Here is a 17,231-nt window from a genome sequence, read left to right as displayed (position 1 = left end):
TAAAGATTAGTGACCAACTAAAGTTACTAAGCAGAATACAAACAATAATAAAAATCTACTCATTAAAGATTTAAGAAATTGACAGGACACAAGCAATGACTCAACTCTACTCATCTCTTAATTTCGGCCTAGGCGAAGATGTCGACATGCTGCGTGATGCAGTACAGAACTTTGCCGCCAATGAAATTGCCCCCATCGCAGCAAAGACAGATGCAGACAACGCATTTCCTAATGATCTCTGGCCAGTGCTGGGTGATATGGGTCTGCTGGGTGTGACTGTATCTGAAGAATATGGCGGCGCCGAAATGGGCTATCTGGCCCACGTGGTTGCCATGGAAGAAATTTCCCGCGCATCTGCCTCGATTGGTCTGAGCTACGGCGCCCACTCTAACTTGTGCGTTAACCAAATTAACCGCAACGGTAATGCCGAGCAAAAAGCCAAGTATCTGCCTAAATTAGTCACAGGTGAGCACATAGGTGCCCTCGCCATGAGTGAGCCTAATGCAGGCTCAGATGTAGTATCCATGAAGCTGCACGCTCGCAAAGAGGGCGACAGATACATCTTAAACGGCAACAAGATGTGGATCACCAACGGTCCCGACGCTCAAACCTATGTCATCTATGCTAAGACAGATCTGGACAAGGGTGCCCATGGCATCACGGCATTTATCGTCGATCGCGACTCTAAGGGTTTTAGCACGGCGCAGAAACTCGACAAACTAGGCATGCGTGGCTCTAACACCTGTGAACTGGTTTTCCAAGATTGCGAAGTGCCGGCAGAAAATATACTCGGTGGCCTGAACAACGGCATTAAAGTATTGATGAGCGGCCTGGATTACGAACGTGTGGTGCTATCCGGTGGCCCCCTGGGAATTATGAACGCCTGTATGGATATCGTCATTCCTTACATTCATGAGCGTGAGCAATTTGGTAAGTCCATCGGACAATTCCAGTTGGTACAGGGCAAGCTTGCCGACATGTATACCGGCATGAACGCAGCTAAGTCTTATGTCTACAATGTGGCCAAGTCTTGTGACCGAGGCGAAACCACACGTAAAGATGCCGCCGGTGCCATTCTCTACTCCGCCGAGCTCGCCACTAAGATGGCACTGGATGCGATTCAGTTACTGGGCGGTAACGGTTACGTCAACGAATATGCTACGGGCCGACTCCTGCGTGATGCCAAGCTCTATGAAATTGGCGCCGGTACCTCGGAGATCCGCCGTATGTTAATCGGCCGAGAGCTGTTCAACGAATCTAAGTAGCTCCGCCACACACAGAGACGATGCCAATGTTCATTTGGCATCGTCATTTGACCTCAGTTTTGCTCAAAAGGATTGAAACCGTGACGCAACTTAGCAGTCGTATAAATTCCCGCAGCGATGAATTCAAGGCAAAACATGAAGACATGGCTGCCCTTGTTGAAGATCTTAAACTCAAGCTGCAACAGATTGAACAGGGCGGCGGCGAGGTTGCTCGTCAGCGCCATCTATCCCGCGGTAAGATGTTACCCAGACAAAGGGTCGAGAAGCTACTCGATCCCGGCTCGCCGTTTCTTGAGCTCTCTCAGTTCGCTGCCTATGAGTTATATGAAGATGTCATCCCAGCTGCCGGCGTTATTGCCGGAATAGGTCGTGTTAGCGGTGTCGAATGTATGATCATCGCCAACGATGCCACGGTTAAGGGCGGCACTTACTATCCTGTCACTGTTAAGAAACACTTACGAGCGCAGGAAATTGCCAGTCGCTGTCATCTGCCTTGTATCTATCTGGTCGATTCAGGCGGAGCCTACCTGCCCCGCCAAGATGAGGTCTTCCCCGACAGAGACCATTTCGGCCGCATCTTCTACAATCAAGCACAGATGTCAGCCAAAGGCATTCCTCAAATTGCCGTGGTCATGGGCCTATGTACCGCAGGTGGCGCCTATGTGCCTGCCATGGCGGATGAGTCCATTATCGTCAAAGAGCAAGGCACCATCTTCCTCGCTGGACCACCTCTGGTAAAGGCGGCAACCGGTGAAGAGGTCACGGCTGAAGAACTCGGCGGCGCCGAGGTGCACACTAAGATCTCTGGGGTTGCCGATCATTTGGCGCAAAACGATGACCATGCATTAGAGCTGGCACGTAAAGCTGTGACTCGTTTAAATCATCAAAAGACAATTGCAGCCCAGCTCAGTCCGGTAAAACCGCCTAAGTTCGATATCAATGAGCTCTACGGCATAGTCGGCACAGATCTTAAGAAGCCATATGATGTCAGGGAAGTGATTGCCCGTGTGGTCGATGACTCAGATTTTGATGAATTTAAGGCCAACTACGGCAACACCTTAGTCTGTGGTTTCGCCCGTATTCACGGCTATCCCATAGGTATCGTTGCCAACAACGGCATACTTTTCTCTGAGTCGGCCCAGAAAGGCGCCCACTTTATCGAGCTCTGTTGTCAGCGCAAGATCCCTCTCTTGTTCCTGCAAAATATTACCGGCTTCATGGTGGGTAAAAAATACGAGCATGAAGGCATAGCTAAGCATGGTGCCAAGATGGTCACCGCAGTGTCTTGTGCCAATGTGCCTAAATTTACCGTCATCATAGGTGGCAGTTATGGCGCGGGTAACTATGGCATGTGTGGCCGCGCATTTGAACCTACCATGATGTGGATGTGGCCCAATGCACGCATTTCTGTGATGGGCGGCGAGCAGGCTGCCGGCGTGTTAGCCACGGTGAAACGTGATGGTTTAGCCCGTAAGGGTGTCGAATGGTCAGATGATGAAGAGCAAAAGTTCCGTGCGCCTATCGTCGAGCAATACGACAAAGAGGGTCACCCCTACCATGCCAGTGCCCGCTTGTGGGATGACGGCATTATCGATCCGGCACAAACCCGGGATGTGGTGGGTTTAGCTTTATCTGCTGCGCTCAATGCGCCGATAGAAGAGACTAAATTTGGTGTGTTCCGTATGTAATGGCCTTGGCCATACTGACCGACAAGCCTGTATTGACTAAGCTGTGAGTGCTGAACCATGACGACACAATTGATAGAAGATTTTAAATACGTTTCATGCCAACTAACTAATGGCGTGGGACAGATGATCCTCAACCGAGCCGATAAGCATAATGCCTTCGATGAGGTGATGATCGGCGAAATGATCCAGACCCTCGAACATTTTGCTAGCAATAGCGAATGTCAGGTACTGGTGCTGAAAGCCAATGGTAAAAACTTCAGTGCAGGCGCCGATCTCAATTGGATGCGTAAGCAGGCCAAGATGGATTTCGAGCAAAACTTGTGTGATGCCAATGAGCTTGCCAAGTTGATGTCGACCTTAGATAAATTCCCCAAACCCACAATTGCCTTAGTCCAGGGGGCAGCATTTGGTGGCGCATTAGGGCTTATCTGTTGTTGTGATATCGCCATTGCCAATGAGCGAGCCAGTTTTTGCTTAAGTGAAGTCAAACTCGGACTCATCCCGGCGGTTATCAGCCCTTATGTGGTACGCGCCATGGGTCAACGAGCCTCGCGTCGCTACATGTTGACTGCCGAACGATTTACTGCCGAAAAGGCACTGGGTCTACAAGTCATTCACGAGATTAATGACGATCTAGAGGCCGCCGCCGAGCCGATTATCCAAGCCCTGCTCGCTAACAGCCCACAAGGCATGACATGGGTGAAAACCTTGCTGTCTCGCCTCGAAGATGGCGTTATCGATGACGCGACTCTAGAGCATACCAGTGAACGAATCGCAAAAATTCGGGTATCAAATGAAGGTCAGGAAGGCTTAAATGCCTTCTTCGACAAGCGCAAGCCAAGCTGGAGCAGCACTCAAATCGATTCAAAAAATATCAGTGCGCAAGGAGCCAAATAATGTTTAGCCAATCCTTAATAAAAAAACTATTAATTGCTAACCGTGGTGAAATCGCCTGTCGTATCATCAAAACAGCCAAGGCTATGGGCGTTCGCACCGTGGCTTTATACAGCGACGCCGACGTCAATGCCCGCCATGTGGCATTAGCCGATGAATCCTTTTACTTAGGTGGCAGCGCGCCGGCAGACTCTTATCTTAAAGCCGATCTGATCATAGATATCGCCAAGAAGTCTGGTGCACAAGCCATACACCCGGGATACGGTTTCCTCTCAGAAAATGCCGAATTTGCACGAAAATGTGAGCAAGCAGGCATCATTTTCGTCGGCCCTACTGCCGATGCCATCGACTCCATGGGCAGCAAGAGCGCCGCAAAAGATATCATGGGGGCGGCAAATGTGCCGCTAGTCCCTGGTTATCATGGTGATGCCCAAGATGATGCCCTGCTCGTCAAGGAAGCCAACAAGATGGGCTTCCCCTTACTGATCAAGGCAACCTATGGCGGTGGCGGTAAAGGCATGCGTATCGTCGAGACTAGTGCTGAAGTATTGGAAAACATTCACTCTGCCAGACGTGAAGCCAGCTCCTCTTTCGGTAACGACAAACTCCTGATGGAGCGCTACTTGCGCCAACCTCGTCATGTAGAAGTACAAGTCTTCGCCGACAACTATGGCAACTGCATCTATTTGTCAGATCGCGACTGTTCAATTCAGCGTCGCCATCAAAAAGTCGTCGAAGAAGCCCCAGCCCCAGGCCTGAGTGACGAACTCAGAGTCGAGATGGGTGAAGCAGCTGTCGCGGCAGCCAAAGCCATCGACTATCGCGGCGCAGGCACCATAGAATTTCTACTCGATACCGATAACAGCTTCTATTTTATGGAGATGAATACTCGTTTGCAGGTTGAGCATCCGGTAACTGAGATGGTCACAGGTCAAGATCTGGTTAAATGGCAGTTAATGATAGCCAGCGGTAGTCACTTACCCTTGAAACAAGATGAAGTGCGTATTCATGGTCACTCATTCGAAGTACGTATCTACGCCGAAGACCCGCAAAATGACTTCCTGCCCGCCAGCGGAAAGCTTAACTTCCTGCGTGAACCAGAGCAGAGTAAGTTTGTACGAATCGACTCGGGCATTCGTGAAAACGATGTGATCAGTAACTTCTACGATCCTATGATCTCTAAGCTTATTGTGTGGGACGAGACTCGCCCACGAGCATTACAACGTATGGTCCACTCCCTGGAGTCATACCAGATCAGTGGCTTGAAACACAATATCGAGTTCCTGGCTAACATCACCGAGCATAAAGCCTTCAGCGATGCTAATTTCAGCACCGACTTTATCGAGCGCTACGGCGATGAACTTATCGGCCGTAGCTTATCTGCGTCGAACGATGAACAAAATTCCTTAGCCTTAGCGGCGCTCTACCAACTCTGCGCCCGTAAAGTCGCCGCTAAAGAATGTGCGGTGAACAGTCATGATCCTTACTCTCCTTGGGGTACTGTGAGTGGATTTAGGCTCAATAGCAACAGTATCCACCAGGTCTCACTGCTGGACGATAAGCATCAAGTTCAACATTTAGAAGTCAGTGAAATGATGATTGCTGGTCAGTCTGTCTATCAGGTTCAAATCGATGACAAGGCTTACGTGCTAAAGGGCGAGCTCATCGATGAAATGCTTCACGCTGAGATTGCCGTTAAAGACGAGCATGACAAGGCTCTAGCTATCAAGACATCCGGTCATAAAGTGAAAGTGCCGGTCAGCCAGGTTGAAGAAGACTTCACCCTCTTTATCAATGCCACCAGCTATCATTACCGTGCGATTCAGACTGAGCTTGTTGAAGAGCAAGAGTGTCTCGAAGATAAGCTCAAGGCGCCGATGAATGGCACTATCGTGACTCACCTAGTCAACAAAGGTGATGCCGTAACAGCGGGTCAAGGGCTGATGGTGATGGAAGCGATGAAGATGGAATACACAATTGAATCTCCCTTTGATGGCGTAGTTAATGCGTTCTTCTTCGAGCCAGGCGAATTAGTCACTGATGGCACCATATTAGTAGAAGTCGAGCCAGCTGAGACTGAAGAGAAAGTAGAAGGGAAAGCATGAAGATGACTCATGTAATACATGCAACTGATAAGCGGAGAGCCTAATAATGTTCCCTAAACAGGTCAGCATATTTGAAGTCGGCGCTCGCGACGGCCTGCAAAACGAAAAGACAGTCAGTACTCAGGACAAGATAATCTTGATACAAGACTTAGCCAAAGCAGGCATTAAACGCATCGAAGCGGCGAGCTTAGTATCACCAAAATGGGTACCACAGATGGCCGATTCAGGTGAAGTATTACGCAATATTAAGCGTGAAGCGGATGTGACCTATAGTGCGCTGACCCCGAACCTGAAAGGTCTGGAACTCGCGCTTGACGCAAAAGCCGATGAAGTTGCCATCTTTGGCGCGGCGTCCGAGAGTTTCTCTCAGCGTAATATTAACTGCTCAATCCAAGAGTCCATTGTGCGTTTTAAGCCACTGATGGAGCGTGCTAAGGCCGAAAACATTCGGGTACGAGGCTATGTGTCCTGCGTCTTAGGTTGCCCCTATGAAGGTGAGATTGACGTGAATGAAGTGGCTCGCGTGTCTGAAATCCTTTACAAGATGGGCTGCTATGAGATCTCACTCGGTGACACCATAGGCGTTGGCACGCCAAATAATGCCCGTAAAATGGTGCAAGCAGTCAGCCAAGTCGTGCCAGTGGATAAACTCGCACTACACTTTCATGATACCTATGGACAAGCACTGGCGAATATTCTGGCCTGTCTTGAAACCGGCGTCAGTGTCGTTGACTCATCGGTAGCTGGACTCGGTGGATGTCCCTATGCCAAAGGTGCATCGGGTAACTTAGCCACCGAAGATCTAGTCTACATGTTACATGGACTCGGAATAGACACAGGCATAGATCTCACTTTACTTGCCCAGGCAGGTAACAAGATAAGCCAGGCCCTTGGCAGACAGACAGGCTCTAAAGTTGCCCAAGCCTTGCTCAGTTAAGAGCCATCAGCGAGTAAAAAGCAGCGCGAACCTAGAACCTACAGAATTAACACTCGACCCTTCTACAAAGGAGATAAGAATAATGGCAGGACTGAATAAAGTCGTACACAGTTATGAAGAAGCCCTTAAGGGCCTTTCCAATGACATGACTGTGATGGTAGGCGGATTTGGCCTTTGTGGTATCCCCGAAGGCTTGATCTCACATATGGTCAAAATCGGCGTAACAGGATTGACGGCCATCTCTAATAACGCCGGAGTCGATGATTTCGGCTTAGGCTTACTGCTCAAGAGCCGCCAAATCGATACCATGATAGCCTCCTATGTCGGTGAAAACGCCACTTTCGAGAAGCAGATGTTATCCGGCGAGCTCAATGTGATCTTGACCCCCCAGGGCACACTCGCCGAGAAAATACGTGCAGGCGGCGCAGGCATCCCCGCCTTCTTCACCGCAACGGGTTACGGTACCCCCATTGCTGAAGGCAAGGAAACCCGTGAGATAGAGGGGCGCCATTACGTACTTGAGCCATCACTCACCGCAGACTTTGCCTTAATTCGCGCCTGGAAAGCCGATACCATGGGTAACTTGGTCTTTCGTAAAACCGCCGCTAACTTCAACCCTATGATGGCAACGGCCGGTAAAATTACCGTAGTCGAAGCCGAGCATATCGTTCAACCCGGCGAATTAGACCCAGATCATATCCACACCCCGGGGATTTACGTTAATCGTGTCATCCAAGGCACATTCGAGAAACGCATCGAGCAACGTACTGTAAAGCCAGCTGAAGCATAAGCAGGAGGGAGAGATAATGGCATTAACAAGAGATCAACTCGCACAACGTGTAGCGGCAGAGCTAAAAGATGGCTTCTACGTTAATTTAGGCATAGGTATTCCAACCTTAGTGGCTAACTATATTCCACAGGGAATAGATGTAATGCTGCAGTCGGAAAATGGCCTACTTGGCATGGGAGAGTTCCCCACTGAAGAGACCATAGATGCCGATCTTATCAACGCAGGTAAGCAAACTGTCACCGCCGTCGACGGCGCTTCATTCTTCTCATCGGCTGAAAGTTTTGCCATGATCCGTGGCGGTCATGTAGACCTTACCGTACTCGGTGCCTTCGAGGTTGATGAGCAAGGCTCTATCGCCTCCTGGATGATCCCTGGTAAGCTCATCAAGGGCATGGGCGGCGCTATGGACTTGGTCGCTGGTGCTGACAATATTATCGTCACCATGATGCATGCAGACAAGCGCGGAAACTCTAAACTGCTCGCTAAGTGTGAACTGCCGCTAACTGGCTTTGGCTGCATCAAACGTGTGCTGACCGATCTGGCCTTTATGGAGATTAAAGATGGTGCCTTCCACCTGCTAGAGCGTGCTCCGGGTGTCTCTGTCGAAGAGATAGTTGAGAAAACGGCGGGTAAGTTAGTTGTTCCTGAGCATGTACCAGAGATGAGCCTATAGCTATTCGCTAATTCCAGGACAAGACATACAAGTATTAAAGGCCAGTGAGAAATCACTGGCCTTTTTTCATTTTAAAAATCGACTAAAATTAATCTTTACGCAACATACGTCAAGCAAATGGCATGTAACAACTTTCAATACAAGTAAATTTTGTATATCTTATACGAACAGTTTGATAACAACATACTAGATGTGATGGATCACTTTGCAATGCATGAGCATTGCTCATTATGCTCTCATTTGAGGAAGGTAAAGTGGCCATATTTAGTCAAATTAACAAGGGTTATCTAGATTCAGCTTTACAGTTGCTAGCTGTAAACTTTCGCTTTTTAAGCCTGATGATCACTGCCACATTGTTAACAGCTTGTGGTGGTGACGACGATGGCTTTCCAAGTTATGAAACCTTCTCGCCACCAACAGCCACACAGCTATCGACCTCCCCTCAAGCTGAGGTCGATACCATTTTATCCCTAGATTACCAGTTTAATGATGCCGCTAACCGCCCGGAAGGTGGCAGTAAAGTAAGTTGGTATCTTGATAATCAACTGCAAAACCATGATAGTCAGTTTACACCGAGCAAACTTCATGAGGGGCAATGGCTCCACTTCTGTGTCACCCCTATCGCAGCTTACGGAAACAACAACACTGGCTCACAAGTTTGTTCTATCGCAGAACTTATTTTACCAACATCAGGTAGTGTTCCTGTTGCTGAAAATATCCTCATAATATCCCCATTGCAGCCAGGTTCTAAGATTGAAGGGTCATACTTATACACGGATGCGGATGATGATGCCGAAGCTGCTAGCCAGTTAATCTGGCGCTTAAACTCCTCAGAAGTCGCACAAGGGCTGCATTATTTGCTTCCAGTGAATTCAGAAGGTGCAATACTTAGCTTTTGTGTCACGCCAAAGTCTTTAACTGGTGAGCCAAACATAGGTGCAGAAGCTTGCGATACTAAAACTGTCATTGGTAGTTATACGCCCCCAACAGCTAGCAAGTTGCTGATCAGCCCGACTCCCGTGATAGGCAACCTGCTCAATGGCAGTTACCTGTATAATGACGCTAACAACCGCCCCGAGGGAGATAGCTTACTGAGCTGGGAAGTAGATGGCACCGAAGTCGCCACAGGCTCAACAGTAACACTCGTCGTCGCTGATGAAGGTAAAGATATTAGTTTCTGTGTTACTCCATTAGCAACTTATGGCCAGAATGCAATAGGGCTCCAAGTCTGCTCAGCCCCCTCTAACATAGATCCAAAAGCTGGTAGTGCTCCTGTTGCTAGCAGCTTAGCTATCTCATCGCCACTGCAACCCGGGCAAAGTGTCACAGCCAGTTATTTCTATAGCGATGCCGATGGTGATATTGAAGCCAGCAGTCTGACTCAATGGCGAATCGATAACCTGGCTAGCGGCACAGGCTTAAGCCTCACTTTACCCATAGACAGCGAAGGGAAAACTCTGCAATTGTGTGTCACCCCGATTGCGCAAACTGGCTCCCCTAAACAAGGGCTACAGGTGTGTTTCTCACAAAATATCACTGGGACCTATAGCGCTCCGACTGCAACCATTTTGTTAATCAGCCCTGCTCCGGTGGTAGGTACCTTACTCACTGGCAGCTACCTGTATAATGACGCAAACAGCCGCCCAGAGGGAGATAGATTACTGACCTGGAAGCTAGATGGTACTGAGGTTTCAGCAGGAGAGACACTCACTCTCGCCGCCACCGATGAAGGTAAAATCCTAACGTTTTGTGTTACCCCTGTGGCAGCCTATGGCATCAATGCCAGCGGTACACAAGTGTGCTCGACGCCAGCGAGCATTTTCCCCAAAGCAGGCAGCGCCCCTGAAGCAAGCGGCTTAACCATCTCATCGCCACTGCAACCCGGGCAAAGTGTCACAGCCAGTTATCTCTATAGCGATGCCAATGGTGATATTGAAGCCAGCAGTCTGACTCAATGGCGAATCGATAACCTAACTAGCGGCACAGGCTTAAGCCTCACTTTACCCATAGACAGCGAAGGGAAAACTCTGCAATTGTGTGTCACCCCTATTGCGCAAACGGGCTCCCCTAAACAAGGGCTACAGGTGTGTTTCTCACAAAATATCACTGGGACCTATAGCGCTCCGACCGCAACCATTTTGTTAATCAGCCCAACTCCCGTGATAGGCACCTTACTCACTGGCAGCTACCTGTATAATGACGCTAACAGCCGCCCAGAGGGAGCTAGCTTACTGACCTGGAAGCTAGATGGTACTGAGGTTTCAGCAGGAGAGACACTCACTTTCGCCGCCACCGATGAAGGTAAAATCCTAACGTTTTGTGTTACCCCTGTGGCAGCCTATGGCATCAATGCCACCGGTACACAAGTGTGCTCGACGCCAGCGAGCATTTTCCCCAAAGCAGGCAGCGCCCCTGAAGCAAGCGGCTTAACCATCTCATCGCCACTGCAACCCGGGCAAAGTGTCACAGCCAGTTATCTCTATAGCGATGCCAATGGTGATATTGAAGCCAGCAGTCTGACTCAATGGCTAATCGATAACCTAGCTAGCGGCACAGGCTTAAGCCTCACTTTACCCATAGACAGCGAAGGGAAAACTCTGCAATTGTGTGTCACCCCGATTGCGCAAACTGGCTCCCCTAAACAAGGGCTACAGGTGTGTTTCTCACAAAATATCACTGGGACCTATACCGCTCCGACTGCAACCATTTTGTTAATCAGCCCAACTCCCGTGGTAGGCACCTTACTCACTGGCAGCTACCTGTATAATGACGCTAACAGCCGCCCCGAGGGAGCTAGCTTACTAAGCTGGCAGGTTGATGGCACCGAAATCGCCACAGGCTCAACAGTAACACTCGTCGTCGCTGATGAAGGTAAAGATATTAGTTTCTGTGTTACTCCATTAGCAACTTATGGTCAGAATGCAACTGGAGATCAGGTTTGTACTCTTGCCGCTAACATTAATCCAAAAGCAGGCAGCGCACCAAGCACAACTAACTTAAGTTGGGATACTTTCGTCAAACCCAGTACCTTTTTAACTGTTAGCTATGACTTTATCGATTCTGATGGCGATGCTGAAGGGGTTAGTCTGTTCAGTTGGAAACTGGATAATGTAGAAGTCAGCCAAAACATCTCATACACACCGTTAGCAGACAGTGGCGGTAAAAGCCTAAGTTTTTGTGTTACAGCTGTCGCCGTGAGTGGTACACCAAAAATAGGTTCACAAGCCTGCATCACCACAGACATAGCGGCTATCTTGCTCACCGGTGAATTAAAACTCAATCAAACTTTAACCTTAGATGTGAAAGGCTATAGCGAAACTGGCGTCACCTGGAAGTCGACCAACCCGGCTGACAATGCAGTAAGATCCACCAGCAACACCAGCTATACTATATCCCGCTTACCCATTACTCAGTCAGCATTCAGACTGGTAGGCTACGATGTGGAGGTCTGTGTGACCACTGTTGAGGAGGGAGAGATATGTAACTTAGTATCCCAATATCCTGTAACGAGTGTCACTGGCGGACTGCCTATGACACTCGATGGTAGCAACCAGATAACCAGCAGGGCCATAGCGTCGGTTGATTATATCGAGCTGACCATAGCGACGGTCACCAAACGATTACATCGACCACTTAGCATAATCGAGTCGGTCCTGCTTAATGCGGCAATACCAGCATCGCCACTTCATGATGGTCAAGACTCTGAAATTGGCAGCAATGTACTCTGGGGGTTATACACTTGGCCCAATGCCGATGCTTTGTGCACCACTCGTGGAATGACACTCGCCGTAGAGGGTAACACTGATGTCTCAAACCCCTTCGGCTTGAAGCAGTTTTATGATGCTGCAGAAGCCAGTTACCCTGAATTTGCCAGCGCTCATGTGGGTAATGCCCTAGGCTGGGGAGTGGATAACGAATATTACTGGAGCAGCTCAGATATCGGCGGTGGCAGCCACAGAGACTTCTATATGGTGACCGGATCGCCAGGGAGCATCGCCGACACGACTCCAGAATACGCTGCTTGTCTTGAGCTAGTGCCTTAGAAACCAGCAGCCAAACCAACCTAAGAACAACAAAATAAATCCAACCGACACAAGTTAAAAACAGAACCCGCACACAATAAATAAAACCAGCAACATATTAAAATAGTTCAGTTTTATTTATCGATTTGAGTGATACATTCTTGATAAGAAAGTTTAATCTAAGTATATTCCGCGAACAATTTGTTAGTGATATATATAAAGTGTCTTTAAACAAAAATCAAACTGGCTTTACCTTAATCGAGTTAGTGGTTGTCATCATAATCTTAGGCATACTCGCAGTTATTGCTACTCCTAAGTTTCTTTCGCTAGGCAGTGACGCTCAGAAAGCCAATCTTGAAGGGATAGCTGGTTCCATCGCCTCAATGAATCAACTTGTACACTCAAAAACCCAACTTGATGGCATTGCCGATAGAGAAGATTGCGATGGCACATGTAACAACAATCCAAATTGGGATCGACAGGTAGGTTACTTCTACATAGATGTATCAGATACACGTCTGTATGTATCGAACGGCTATCCAAAAGCTACTGGTACCTCATCTTCAAATACGCTAGTAGAAGATAACTATAAAAGTGTAATGGGATTATCTGATAATGATTTCGTGTTTGGAATAGGTTCATTTTCCTCTTTTGCTATTATCCCCAAAAAATTTGCAGACAAGTTAGCAGACATTCGAAGTGGTAAGTTCAAATGCCACGTCGAATATCGCTCCCCAGTGCCAAAATTTGAATATTTTACCCGTGCTGTTACTGATGATTGTTTTTAATTAGCCACTCGCGCCTAGTTCTAGGCTGCATCTATCACTTAGTGGCTAAGAATATAATCAACAGCTTGCTTCAACTTCTGGTTGTTAGGATCTGAAATATTTGTCACCCAGACAACCTCTCCACGGCGATTGATAAATACCGTCGTCGGGGTGCCGGGAACACCATAAGCTTTAGCGGCACTCTCCCCTTTCACTAAGGTTGGGAACTGAATACCTCGCTCCATTAACGTCTGGGCAGGATCGGCTCCCTCATCTTCATTGAAACTTATTCCTAAGATCTGCAAGTCGCTATCACTGTAGTCCACACGCAACTTCTCCAATCCTGGCTGCAGTTTCTTACAATAAGGGCACCAGGTCGCCCAGAAGTGTATGATAGTCGGCTTACCCTTATATTCTGACCATTGGTGAACCTTGCCTAGGGGATCGGCTAATGCGAAGTTAGGTGCCAGTTTCACATCCTCGCTGAACTCTAATGAGTTTACATCCGAGTTTATGAAAACAAAGGTTATTAAACCCAAGATAGTAAAAACTACAGCCGCTAAACCAAAAGCCTTGATGCCAAATTTCATTTGAATAAATCCTCCCTATAATATCAACTGGTGTAAGCCTCCAAACAATCACCGAAGGCAAACCGACTACTGGCAGTCCAAGCTATGAACTCACTTGCAGTTAATTCATAGCTATAGACCGAATACTTAGCAATTAACATTCAGTAAAAATAAAATATGTTCAGCAGATAAAATGAAATTTTTATGGGCTTTACACTATCTTTGTTTATAAGCTAGGCAATGAAATTAACAATATGCAGCCGACATTTCCGAAGAGTAAAGAACACATTTTCCAAATAACCGCCATTTTTAGCATGGTATTTGCGCTTGTAGGATTTAGCTACAACGTCTGGCGAATGGAGGTCACTGAATATAACTCAACAATGCGCTCGGCAAGCTTTGAGCTCTTGCTACAACTGTCTGAGCTGGAAGGGATCATCTACGCGGCCTATTACGATAAAGATCAAATCGCCGGAAACCCGCGAAAAGGTTGGATTAAAGTAAACCTGATTGCAGACTTGAGCATGATCACAGAACCGGAATTGCAGCAAGCGACTCAACAACTAAAACAAGAATGGCAGCAAGATTGGGATTCGATAGGAGATGACGAAACGAGTGTAAAACAAATAATCGCCAAGATAGATAACACACGGGAAGAGGTAAGGCAGTTACTGTCCAAGTTGGATTAATGAGAGGTCCTAATACTTAGATACTAGGACCTAAACGCTGATGCTAATCCCACAAAAACTCTCTGAAATGCTTGCGGCAAACAGATTCATAGCTCTCGTTGCCACCTATGGCGACCTGCTCACCTTCACGCATAGGCTTGCCCTCATCGTCTAATCTCACCACCATGTTCGCCTTGCGACCACAATGACAGATTGTTTTAAGCTCGACCAGTTTGTCTGACCAGGCCAGTAGATATTGGCTACCGGTAAATAACTCTCCCTGAAAGTCTGTTTTCAGGCCATAACAGAGCACAGGTATATCCAATATGTCGACGATATAGGTCAGCTGTTTGACCTGCTCTTTACTCAAAAACTGAGATTCATCGATAAGGATACAATGCAGTTTCTGCTCTTCATGAGCCGTCGTTATCATCTTGGCAATATCATCGCTACTACCAAATACCTGCGCAGCGGTTTCGATACCAATGCGTGAAGACACTTTACCCACACCGTATCTGTCATCGATTGAGGCCGTCATCACTAAGGTGTTCATGCCACGTTCGCGATAGTTATATGAAGACTGCAAGAGTGAAGTAGACTTACCGGCATTCATCGCCGAATAATAAAAATAGAGCTGTGCCAAACTGATATTCCTTATACGTGAATTCGGCTACAGTTTAACAATTTTTATAACGAAAATCATGTGCCAGTGCTATTCAAGCCAATACTCACTAATTCTGATAAACAGCGACTGGATTACTGCGAAACTCTAGACAAAAAAATACCGCTCATATGAGCGGTATTTCACTTGCTAGTCTTGCCTTAGGCTAGCAACAACATTGGTAGCATGGCTAGCTGGTAGACTGAGTAGATTTAACCTTCAAAACCAAGACGCTAATCACAAATAAGATGCTACAGGTAGCGAGTCCAGCCATCAGAGACTCGGTGAATCCCAGCACGATATAACCGCCCAAGCTGATCCCCGCCACGATTAAGGCATAGGGCAGTTGAGTGACCACATGATCGATATGATGACAGTTAGCTCCCGTGGAGGAGAGGATCGTCGTATCTGAGATAGGTGAACAATGATCACCAAATACTGCACCAGCGAGCACTGCCGCAAGCATAGGTAACATCATATTGGTATGAGTACCCATCGCCATGTCCGCGGCAATAGGTAGCATGATACCAAACGTCCCCCAGCTGGTGCCGGTAGAGAACGCCGTCAGTCCTGCAAGCACGAATAAGACGGCGGGTAACAGCGCAAACGGAATATTACCCGATGCCAGACTCGCCATGTACTTACCTGTCTCTAATTGACCAATCACGCCGGCAATCGTCCAGGCAAATAGCAAGATATAGATGGCTGGCAGCATAGAGCGAGCACCAGCAACCAGACCTTTAGTTAGGTATGACTTATCCAATCCTTGTATCAAGACTAAGGCCAGAGTCGCAATAAAACCGACCAAGGCACCGAAGAACAAAGACGAAGCTACATCGGTATTTTCAAATGCACCAAGAATACTGAAAGGTTTTCCGTCTGCTGCTAAGACGTCTCCGCCGCTGCTCACCATGAAATAGAAGGTCGCAAGAACCAGTACGATAATGGGCAGAAATAATCCCAGAATCTTACCGTTATCGGCCTCAGGCAGATCTGAATTAGCTCCGGGGGGTAAGCCTTTAGCCTCATCATATAAGTTACCCTTCTGCGCATTGAGCTCATGCTGACGCATGGGGCCGACATTGAGATCCATGAAGGCGACACAAAACAAAAGTAGCAGTGCAAATATGGCATAGAAGTTCATCGGGATCATCTGGATAAAGATGCTCAGATGTCCTGAATCTGTGAAACCATGGGCGGTGAGAATACCGCCGATCAAGGCGATGATATAAGCCCCCCAACTCGACACGGGAGAGATCACGCAGATTGGTGCAGCTGTCGAATCCAAAATATAGGCGAGCTTGCTGCGAGAGATATAATATCTGTCGGTCAGAGGTCTGGCGACACTGCCGACGACTAAGCTGTTGAAGTAATCGTCGATAAAGATCACGCAGCCTAAGAACATGGTCATCAACTTGGCATCACGTTTACACTTTATGTGACCCCTTGCCCAATCGGCAAAAGCGTTAGCCGCACCGCTCACCGTAATAAGCGCGGTGATCATCCCCAATAGTACCAGGAAGCCTAGCAGATACATGTTCCAGGCATTGAGAGCACCATCATCCCAGAATAGGCCAGCAACTTGCTCGCCTAAGTATTGCCCAGATGCTATGACAGAGAAATCGTTTATCAAAATAGCGCCGAGTAATATTCCCAGCCCTAAAGAGAGCAATACACGACGTGTAACAATCGCCATCAGAATCGCAACCACAGGTGGCAGCAATGAGAGCGCCGAATCGGCGTAACTTAAAGTTGTCATTTAATTATAATCTTAGTTTTAAGTACGAATGGAGGCTGCTGAACTGGTGGGATATTAAAGATATCTGAAAACACCTGTCCTATCAGTAGCGCTCCATAGTAATACCGTTAGTTAAAAGGTATAAATTTTCTTATCATCCAGATAAGAAATACTATGGCAGTGCTGTACCTATTCGATACAGCCCCAGCAGTAAACCGTGATATGTATTACTACTTCGGCATCAAAGCCTTTCATGATAGATAAGCGGTATCACCCTGACTATCACTACTGATCTTTAATGCACCTCTACTTCTCAGGACGTTTATCATGTGCCGAACTGATAGTACCAAACAGAGGTACTAAACTCAGGAAAACATGAAAACGTGAAGTTAATAAAAACACAAGCGGCTTTGAGGATTCTACCCCAAAGCCGCTCACTGTGACTAAGATCACG

The 17,231-nt window shown here is 47.7% G+C and carries 13 protein-coding genes and 1 riboswitch; of the genes, 10 read left to right on the top strand and 3 right to left on the bottom strand.

Features of this window, described 5'->3' with window-relative positions:
* Positions 1–95 precede the first annotated feature (95 nt).
* The 9 genes from FS373_RS01420 (at position 96) to FS373_RS01380 (ending at position 13,162) form a co-directional block, all read left to right on the top strand.
* A complete protein-coding gene (locus tag FS373_RS01420) occupies positions 96–1,265 on the top strand; it encodes an isovaleryl-CoA dehydrogenase (protein ID WP_144047433.1) in 1,170 nt (389 codons plus the stop codon).
* An 80-nt stretch (positions 1,266–1,345) separates the two neighbouring features.
* The gene (locus FS373_RS01415; RefSeq protein ID WP_144047434.1) at positions 1,346–2,953 is read left to right on the top strand and encodes a carboxyl transferase domain-containing protein; all 1,608 of its coding nucleotides are present in this window, start codon (positions 1,346–1,348) and stop codon (positions 2,951–2,953) included.
* A gap of 57 nt (positions 2,954–3,010) precedes the next feature.
* Positions 3,011–3,850, top strand: coding sequence for an enoyl-CoA hydratase-related protein (locus FS373_RS01410; protein ID WP_144047435.1), 840 nt, complete (start codon positions 3,011–3,013; stop codon positions 3,848–3,850).
* Positions 3,850–5,952, top strand: coding sequence for an acetyl-CoA carboxylase biotin carboxylase subunit (locus FS373_RS01405; RefSeq protein ID WP_152828890.1), 2,103 nt, complete (start codon positions 3,850–3,852; stop codon positions 5,950–5,952). The genes FS373_RS01410 and FS373_RS01405 overlap by 1 nt, the downstream gene beginning before the upstream one ends.
* Before the next feature lie 46 nt (positions 5,953–5,998).
* The gene (locus FS373_RS01400) at positions 5,999–6,889 is read left to right on the top strand and encodes a hydroxymethylglutaryl-CoA lyase (RefSeq protein WP_144047437.1); all 891 of its coding nucleotides are present in this window, start codon (positions 5,999–6,001) and stop codon (positions 6,887–6,889) included.
* An 82-nt stretch (positions 6,890–6,971) separates the two neighbouring features.
* Positions 6,972–7,679, top strand: coding sequence for a CoA transferase subunit A (locus FS373_RS01395; protein WP_152828889.1), 708 nt, complete (start codon positions 6,972–6,974; stop codon positions 7,677–7,679).
* Between the two features lie 16 nt (positions 7,680–7,695).
* On the top strand, positions 7,696–8,352 hold the full coding sequence (locus FS373_RS01390) for a 3-oxoacid CoA-transferase subunit B (protein WP_144047438.1): 657 nt from the start codon (positions 7,696–7,698) through the stop codon (positions 8,350–8,352).
* A gap of 254 nt (positions 8,353–8,606) precedes the next feature.
* Positions 8,607–12,395, top strand: a complete 3,789-nt coding sequence (locus tag FS373_RS01385) for a hypothetical protein (protein WP_152828888.1) — start codon at positions 8,607–8,609, stop codon at positions 12,393–12,395.
* A 200-nt stretch (positions 12,396–12,595) separates the two neighbouring features.
* Positions 12,596–13,162: a type II secretion system protein gene (locus FS373_RS01380; protein ID WP_322619448.1), complete on the top strand. Its 567-nt coding sequence runs from the start codon at positions 12,596–12,598 to the stop codon at positions 13,160–13,162.
* 38 nt (positions 13,163–13,200) lie between these two features.
* On the opposite strand, the gene FS373_RS01375 is transcribed toward FS373_RS01380, so the two are convergent.
* Positions 13,201–13,731 (bottom strand): TlpA family protein disulfide reductase, encoded by a 531-nt coding sequence (locus FS373_RS01375; protein ID WP_144047441.1) that lies wholly within the window; start codon positions 13,729–13,731, stop codon positions 13,201–13,203.
* 233 nt (positions 13,732–13,964) lie between these two features.
* On the opposite strand from FS373_RS01375, the gene FS373_RS01370 reads away from it, so the two are divergent.
* Positions 13,965–14,399, top strand: a complete 435-nt coding sequence (locus FS373_RS01370) for a hypothetical protein (RefSeq protein ID WP_144047442.1) — start codon at positions 13,965–13,967, stop codon at positions 14,397–14,399.
* Between the two features lie 43 nt (positions 14,400–14,442).
* Here the strand turns inward: FS373_RS01370 and FS373_RS01365 are convergent, their stop codons facing one another.
* Positions 14,443–15,021, bottom strand: coding sequence for a thymidine kinase (locus tag FS373_RS01365; protein ID WP_144047443.1), 579 nt, complete (start codon positions 15,019–15,021; stop codon positions 14,443–14,445).
* A gap of 208 nt (positions 15,022–15,229) precedes the next feature.
* A complete protein-coding gene (locus FS373_RS01360) occupies positions 15,230–16,798 on the bottom strand; it encodes a Na+/H+ antiporter NhaC family protein (RefSeq protein WP_144047444.1) in 1,569 nt (522 codons plus the stop codon).
* A 78-nt stretch (positions 16,799–16,876) separates the two neighbouring features.
* A riboswitch (Lysine riboswitch) is annotated at positions 16,877–17,094 on the bottom strand.
* Between the last annotated feature and the right edge of the window lie 137 nt (positions 17,095–17,231).

Source organism: Shewanella sp. YLB-07, assembly GCF_009377275.1.
The sequence above is the reverse complement of the archived record's forward strand: the minus strand, read 5'-3'. Positions and strand labels throughout refer to the sequence as shown.